Raw genomic sequence first — 6,632 nt, 5'->3', positions numbered from 1 at the left:
TTTTCTGGCGGGGGGACGGGGGCGGGCCCCCCGGGGGGGCCCACCGCCCACCGGGCGGGGCCCCCCCCCCCCGCCCCCCCCGGAACGGGCGCCGGTGGACCCCGCTCGGGTCCACGGCCACCGGCCGGGAGCCGTCCCTCCCGGCCGGAGCTCTTCGGCTGCTCAGCCCTCCGCCGCGAGCCGCGCGAGCCGCCGCGCCTCCGCGCGGGTGGAGCGGGCGATCGCGTCCTCGTCCACGGTGAGCAGGCGGTTGTCCTCGACGATCTGCCGGCCGTTCACGAAGGAGGCGGTGACCGGGGCGGCCGCGCCGAGGACCAGTGCGGTCACCGGGTCGGCGATCGAGGCGTGGGCGAGGGTGTCCAGCTTCCACAGCACCAGGTCGGCGAGCTTGCCGGGCTCCAGGGAGCCGATCTGCTCGGCGCGGCCGAGGACCCGCGCGCCGCCGTAGGTGCCCAGGCGCAGCGCCTGGCGCGCGGTGAGGGCGGCCTCGCGGTGCGGGCCCAGGCGGTTGATGAGCAGCGCGTTGCGCAGTTCGGTGTGGAGTTCGCCGGACTCGTTGGAGGCGGTGCCGTCGACGCCGAGTCCGACCGGTACGCCGGCCTTCAGCATGTCGGGGACCCGGGCGATGCCCGCCGCGAGCCGGGCGTTGGAGGAGGGGCAGTGGGCCACCCCCGTCCTCGTGCGGGCGAAGGCCTCGATGTCGGAGTCGGTCATGTGGACGCAGTGCGCCATCCACACGTCCTCGCCCAGCCAGCCCGTGGACTCGAAGTAGTCGGTCGGGCCCATCCCGAACAGCTCGTGGCAGAACTTCTCCTCCTCCACGGTCTCCGAGCCGTGGGTGTGCAGCCGTACGCCGAGCCTGCGGGCCAGTTCGGCGCCCTCGCGCAGCAGTTCGGTGGAGACGGAGAACGGGGAGCAGGGGGCCACGGCCACCTGGGTCATGGCGTCGAAGGAGGCGTCGTGGTGCTTCCTGACGGTCTCCTCGGTGGCGGCGAGCGCGCCCTGGAGCGTCTCGACGGCGAAGTCCGGCGGCAGGCCGCCGTCCTTCTCACTGCGGTCCATCGAGCCGCGGGCCAAGGTGAACCGGACGCCCATCTCGGAGGCGGCCCTGATGATCGCTCCGGACAGGTCTCCGGAGCCGCGCGGGTAGACGTAGTGGTGGTCCACGGCGGTGGTGACGCCGCCGCGGGCCATCATGCCGAGAGACCCCTGCGCCGCCGAATAGCACATCTGCTCGTCGATGCGCGCCCAGGTCGGGTACAGCGCCACCAGCCAGTCGAACAGGTTGTGGTCGGTGGCCAGGCCCCGGGTGATCCACTGGTAGAAGTGGTGGTGGGTGTTGACCAGACCGGGCGTGGCCAGGTGGCCGCTCGCGTCGATGCGGCGTACGACGTTCTCCAGGCCCTCGGGGGCCCGGCCGGCGCCGACCGACTCGATCCGGTTGCCGGCGATGACGACGTGCCCGGAGGCGTGCTCGGTGCCGTCCGCGTCCACGGTCGCGATCGCGCAGTTCTCGACGACGATGCGCTGGGCTGCCGATGATGCCATGGCGCTTCCTCTTGTCTTTCGGTGACGGCCCGTGGACGGAGGTCCACGGGGAGGGCACGGCAGGACCCTAGGAGGATTTGAGTGCCGGGGCCGTGCGGCTCCGGGTGCCGAGATGGTGGAAGAACAGGTTCAGCAGGACCGCGACGAGTACGCCGGCGCTGATGCCGGAGCCCGAGGACGGTCTGTGCCCAGGCCGGGAACCCGGCGTGGAAGGTCGGTGCCGACAGGGGACTGTCGCCGGCCCCTTTGCAGGCTGTGCCATGGTGTTCCCTCCGGTGTGGCGTGCCCCGGCCCGGTCGTGCGGGTCCGGGGACACGCGTCCCGCGTCAGAGGTTGGTCATGTCGACCGGGATGAGCTGCTCGGCGCCGTCCCGCAGGATGGTGGCCTCGATCAGGCCGTAGGGGCGGTCGGCGGCGAAGTAGACCGCGCCGTCCTTGGCGTCGTTGTCGATCCCGAAGGGCGACAGGTCCGAGCGGAAGTGGTGCTTGTTGGGCATCGAGAAGCGGATCTCGTCGACCTCGTCGCGGGAGTTCAGTACCCGCACCCCCATCTCGAAGAGGGTCTGCTGGAGCGAGTACGAGTAGGTCTCGGCGAACGCCTGGAGCGCGTGCTTGCGCACTCCGCTGTAGGAGCGGTCCCAGTCCGGGGCGTGCGAGTCGACGCCGTCCCAGTTGTGCCGCCACCAGGTGGCGACGGTGGTGGCGAGGATCCGGTCGTGGTCCTCCTGGAGGGTGGTGTACTTGTCCTTCAGAAAGCCCCAGAACTCGGAGTTGGTCGAGTTCAGGACGGTCAGGTCCTTGAAGCCGGAGAGCACCTGGATGCCGTGGCCGTCGTAGGTGATCTGCGCGACGCGGGTCTCCTGGCCCTTGCGGACGAAGGAGTGGGCGATCTCGTCCGCGCCGACGAAGCGGGCGCCGCCCTTGGAGGTCTCGATCCGCTCCCAGGCGTACTCCTCGACGCGGATGCGGGCCCGGTGGATGGGCTCGTTGTCGTCGACGAAATGGCGGGCGAGCTTGACGGCGAAGTCCTCGGCGCTCTGGATGCCGTACTCCTTGGCGAAGGCGTACACCGTGTTCTTGGTGGTGTCGGTCGGCAGGACGTTGGCGTTGGAACCGCTGCGGTGGACCTCCTCCATGTCGCCGGAGAGGGCGACGGAGACGTTCAGGTCCTTGATGTGGTGCGTGTCGCCGTCACGCGTGATCTTGACAACGCGGTTCTCGGACTTTCCGTACTGGTTCTGTCCCAGGACGAAGCGGGTCATGGTGTCGGTCAGCTCCCTCGGTAAACGGAGTAGCCGAACGGGTTGAGCAGCAGCGGAACGTGGTAGTGCTCACCGGGCACCACCGCGAAGGCGATGGTGACCTCGGGGAAGAACACCGGCCGGCCGTTCTCGCTGTCCCGTAGCGCGGGGGCGTCCTGCTGGGCCGCGGCTTGTTTCTTGGCGAAGTACGGCTCGACCTCGAACTGGAGCCGTACGTGGGTGGTCCCCTCCGGCAGGGCCGGCAGGTCCTTGCACCGCCCGTCCGCGTCGGTCGCGGAGCCGCCGAGCGCCTGCCAGTCCGCGTCGTGGCCCGTGCGGGCGAAGAGGTGGACGGCGACGCCCTCGGCGGGGCGGCCCACGCTGGTGTCCAGGATGTGCGTGGACACGGAGGCGGTGGTCTCGGTGCTCATGGTTTCCTCTTCGGGCGTCTTCGAGCCGTGGGGCTCAGGCGTCGTCGAGCAGTCGGGCGAGCCGGATACGGTTGATCTTGCCCAGCTCGGCGCGGACGATCTCACGCTCCTGCCCCGGCGCGTTGCCGATCCGCTCCTTGACCGCGTCCCGCATCTGCTCGCCGGTCCTGCCGGTGGCGCAGATGAGGAAGACATGGCCGAACTTCTCCTGGTAGGCCAGGTTCAGTTCGAGCATCTCGGCCTTGAGGTCCGCGGAGGCACCGGCCATGCCGCTCTGTTCGCGGGCTGAGGTCGGGTCCCCGGACCTGGGGCGGCCGATCGGCGGATGGCCGGCCATCGCCTCCTCCAGATCCGCCGTGGTCAGTTCGGCCATGGCGGCGTCACTGGCGGCGTAGAGGTCCTCGGGACCGGCGCAGGGGCGGGCGGCGAGCAGCCGCTCGGCCCACGCCGTGGAGACACACACCTTGAGAAGCGCGGCGCGCGCCGCGTCCACGGGGAGGGCGTTGAAGCGGGCGAGGCCCGACGGCGTGGAACTCGTAGTCACGGGAGCCTCCGTGGCCGCGAACGGCCTGTGTGCTGAACGGGCTGCGGATAGCTAACGCCCTCCGCAACAACACGTCAACACTTTGTTGAAAATCCGTGGGAAACCCGGCTGCCCAAGGGTGATCCCGCCTCGATGCCTCCGCTCGGCCGCCCGCACACCCCCGCCCACGGCCCGGCCACCCACCTCGCGCTCAGGCCCCTTTCTCCCGGTTGAGGTAGTTGTAGACGGTGAAGCGGCTGACGCCCAGCGCGCTCGCCACGGTCTCCACGCCGTGCCGCACGGAGAAGGCGCCGCGCGCCTCGAGGACCCGCACGACCTCCTGCTTGGCCCTGCGGTCCAGGTCCGCGAGCGGCATGCCCCGGCGGCGCTCCATGGCGGCCAGGATGTGATCGAGGGAGTCGGCGAGCTGCGGCAGGCGCACGGCGACGGCGTCCGTGCCCTCCCAGGCGAGCACGACATCGTCCGGACCGGCCTCGTCGGGTGGGAGCAGCTCGCCGCCGATCGCGTCGACCAGCGGTTTCACGGCCGCGATGAAGGGCTCCTCCCCGGTCACCGCCCGCCCTCCCCGATCACGTTGACCTGGAGCGAGATCCGGGTGGCGCCGGCCTTCAGGCTCTTGCGCAGCAGGGCGTCCACGGCGGTCAGCACGGCGTCGGCGCCCCCCTCCGCGGTGTTGCCGAACGGGCCGACGTCCACGGCGTCCAGCTCGGCGGCCTCGACGACCTCGCGCGCCACCACCGCGTGCGCGGGCGCCTCGTCCAGGTCGAAGGGTTCGGTCGTGAACTCCACTCTCAATCGCACGCGCTCAACCTAACGCGCAGGGCCGGTCTCCGGGCAGCCTCGGCCGGGCCCGGAGACCGCCGGCCACGGCCCCCTCTTGACAAGCCCGGACACCCGACGGCACTCTTCCGTTAAGCAGAAATGAACTTCCGTAATGCGGAATATGAGAACGGAAGGGAGCGCGGCCCTGATGCCGGCTTTTGAATCGAGCACAGCCGCAGACCAGCGCTTCGACGTCAACCTGTCGATCCTCTTCACCGAACTCCCGCTCCTGGAGCGCCCCGCGGCCGCCGCCGCGGCCGGCTTCACCGCGGTCGAGCTGTGGTGGCCTTGGATCGACACCCCCACCCCGGAGCGCTCCGAGCTCGACGCCGTGAAGAAGGCGATCGAGGACGCCGGCGTCCGGCTCACGGGCCTGAACTTCTACGCCGGGCGGCTGCCCGGCCCGGACCGCGGCGCCCTGTCCGTCCCCGGCGAGGAGTCCGAGCGGTTCCGCGCCAACATCGACGTGGCCGCCGACTTCGCCCGGTCCCTGGGCTGCACGGCGCTCAACGCGCTGTACGGCAACCGCGTGGCGGGCGTCGACCCGGCCGAACAGGACGCGCTCGCCCTGGAGAACCTGGCGCTCGCGGCCCGCGCCGCCGACCGGATCGGCGCGATCCTGCTGATCGAGGCGCTGAACCAGCCCGAGTCGCCGCTGTACCCGCTGGTCAGCGCACCGGCCGCGCTCGGCGTCGTGGACTGCGTCAACCAGGCGACCGGGCTCGGGAACGCGAAGTTCCTGATGGACCTGTACCACCTGGCCATGAACGGCGAGGACCTGCCGTCGGTCATCGAGCGGTACGCCGCGAAGACCGGCCACGTGCAGATCGCCGACAACCCCGGCCGCGGCGCCCCCGGGACGGGTTCGCTCCCGCTGGAGGAGCTGCTCGGCCTGCTGCGGAAGGCCGGATACGACGGCTGGGTGGGCCTGGAGTACAAGCCGGGAGACCGTCCGAGCGCGGAGGCCTTCGAGTGGCTGCCGCGCGAAGCGCGCGCGGCGCGCTGAACACCCCTGACTTCGCACGGCAGCTGAGAGAGGCACCCTCACATGAGCAACCTGGCAGATTCCTCCCGCCCGACCCGCCCGGCGATCGCCTGGATCGGCCTCGGCATCATGGGCTCCCCGATGTCCGAGAACCTGATCAAGGCGGGTTATCAGGTCACCGGTCACACCCTGGAGCAGGAGAAGCTGGACCGCCTGAGCGCCGCCGGCGGCACCGCGGCCGGCTCGATCGCCGAGGCCGTCCGGGACGCCGACGTGGTCATCACGATGGTGCCCGCCTCCCCGCAGGTCGAGGCCATCGCCTACGGCTCGGACGGCATCCTGGAGAACGCGCGGTCCGGCGCCCTGCTGATCGACATGTCCTCGATCACCCCGCAGACCTCCGTGGACCTGGCCGAGGCCGCGAAGGACAAGGGCATCCGCGTGCTCGACGCCCCGGTCTCCGGTGGTGAGGCCGGCGCCGTCGAGGCCGTACTGTCGATCATGGTCGGTGGCGAGCAGGCCGACTTCGACGAGGCCAAGCCGATTTTCGAGGCCCTGGGCAGGACCATCGTGCTGTGCGGCCCGCACGGCTCGGGTCAGACCGTGAAGGCCGCCAACCAGCTGATCGTGGCCGTGAACATCCAGGCGTGCGCCGAGGCCGTGGTCTTCCTGGAGAAGTCCGGCGTGGACCTGACGGCCGCGCTCGACGTCCTGGGCGGCGGCCTGGCCGGCTCGACCGTGCTGACCCGCAAGAAGGACAACTTCCTGGGCCGGGACTTCACGCCGGGATTCCGCATCGACCTGCATCACAAGGACATGGGCATCGTCACCGACGCCGCCCGCAACGTCGGCGCGGCCCTGCCGGTCGGCGCGGTGGTCGCCCAGCTGATCGCCTCGCTGCGCGCCCAGGGCGACGGCGGGCTGGACCACTCGGCCCTGCTGCGGGCGGTCGAGCGCCTCTCGGGCGCTCGGCTGTAGAGAGCTCCGGGCCGTGGCGCCGCCGACACCTGTTCTGTCGCGCCCGGGCGGCGCCGCGGCCCGGAACCCACTTCAACAAACTG

8 protein-coding genes and 1 pseudogene are annotated in these 6,632 nt (G+C 71.1%); 2 read left to right on the top strand and 7 right to left on the bottom strand.

All coding sequences use genetic code 11. The features are described 5' to 3' along the window. Window positions 1-162: 162 nt before the first annotated feature. The 7 genes and pseudogenes from ACWDUZ_RS26070 to ACWDUZ_RS26040 all read right to left on the bottom strand — a co-directional run bounded on the left by ACWDUZ_RS26070 (window position 163) and on the right by ACWDUZ_RS26040 (window position 4,565). Window positions 163-1,548: an 8-oxoguanine deaminase gene (locus ACWDUZ_RS26070; protein WP_451634235.1), complete on the bottom strand. Its 1,386-nt coding sequence runs from the start codon at window positions 1,546-1,548 to the stop codon at window positions 163-165. 67 nt (window positions 1,549-1,615) lie between these two features. Beyond that, a pseudogene (locus ACWDUZ_RS26065) lies at window positions 1,616-1,793 on the bottom strand (purine permease); the annotation flags it as partial. An 81-nt stretch (window positions 1,794-1,874) separates the two neighbouring features. Then, window positions 1,875-2,810: a factor-independent urate hydroxylase gene (pucL, locus tag ACWDUZ_RS26060; protein WP_451634234.1), complete on the bottom strand. Its 936-nt coding sequence runs from the start codon at window positions 2,808-2,810 to the stop codon at window positions 1,875-1,877. 8 nt (window positions 2,811-2,818) lie between these two features. Continuing rightward, entirely contained in the window at window positions 2,819-3,220 is a 402-nt protein-coding gene (gene uraH / locus ACWDUZ_RS26055) for a hydroxyisourate hydrolase (RefSeq protein ID WP_451634233.1), read from the bottom strand. A gap of 34 nt (window positions 3,221-3,254) precedes the next feature. Then, entirely contained in the window at window positions 3,255-3,764 is a 510-nt protein-coding gene (gene uraD / locus ACWDUZ_RS26050) for a 2-oxo-4-hydroxy-4-carboxy-5-ureidoimidazoline decarboxylase (protein WP_451634232.1), read from the bottom strand. A gap of 190 nt (window positions 3,765-3,954) precedes the next feature. Then, window positions 3,955-4,317, bottom strand: a complete 363-nt coding sequence (locus ACWDUZ_RS26045; RefSeq protein WP_451634231.1) for a helix-turn-helix domain-containing protein — start codon at window positions 4,315-4,317, stop codon at window positions 3,955-3,957. Next, window positions 4,314-4,565, bottom strand: coding sequence for a hypothetical protein (locus ACWDUZ_RS26040; protein WP_451634230.1), 252 nt, complete (start codon window positions 4,563-4,565; stop codon window positions 4,314-4,316). Before ACWDUZ_RS26040 ends, ACWDUZ_RS26045 begins: the two co-directional genes overlap by 4 nt. Window positions 4,566-4,734: 169 nt before the next feature. On the opposite strand from ACWDUZ_RS26040, the gene ACWDUZ_RS26035 reads away from it, so the two are divergent. Together ACWDUZ_RS26035 and ACWDUZ_RS26030 are read left to right on the top strand one after the other, a co-directional pair. Continuing rightward, complete coding sequence (locus ACWDUZ_RS26035) at window positions 4,735-5,592, top strand: TIM barrel protein (RefSeq protein WP_451634229.1); 858 nt, start codon at window positions 4,735-4,737, stop codon at window positions 5,590-5,592. Between the two features lie 42 nt (window positions 5,593-5,634). Beyond that, a complete protein-coding gene (locus ACWDUZ_RS26030) occupies window positions 5,635-6,549 on the top strand; it encodes a 2-hydroxy-3-oxopropionate reductase (RefSeq protein ID WP_451634228.1) in 915 nt (304 codons plus the stop codon). Window positions 6,550-6,632 lie beyond the last annotated feature (83 nt).

Source organism: Streptomyces sp. NPDC003393 (genome assembly GCF_053589015.1).
This window is presented reverse-complemented; position numbering and strand designations above follow the sequence as displayed.

Coding starts and splice junctions, on each gene's coding strand:
- ACWDUZ_RS26070 (WP_451634235.1), bottom strand. CDS start 1,548: ATGGCATCATCGGCAGCCCAGCGCATCGTCGTCGAGAACTGCGCGATC.
- pucL (WP_451634234.1), bottom strand. CDS start 2,810: ATGACCCGCTTCGTCCTGGGACAGAACCAGTACGGAAAGTCCGAGAAC.
- uraH (WP_451634233.1), bottom strand. CDS start 3,220: ATGAGCACCGAGACCACCGCCTCCGTGTCCACGCACATCCTGGACACC.
- ACWDUZ_RS26035 (WP_451634229.1), top strand. CDS start 4,735: ATGCCGGCTTTTGAATCGAGCACAGCCGCAGACCAGCGCTTCGACGTC.
- ACWDUZ_RS26030 (WP_451634228.1), top strand. CDS start 5,635: ATGAGCAACCTGGCAGATTCCTCCCGCCCGACCCGCCCGGCGATCGCC.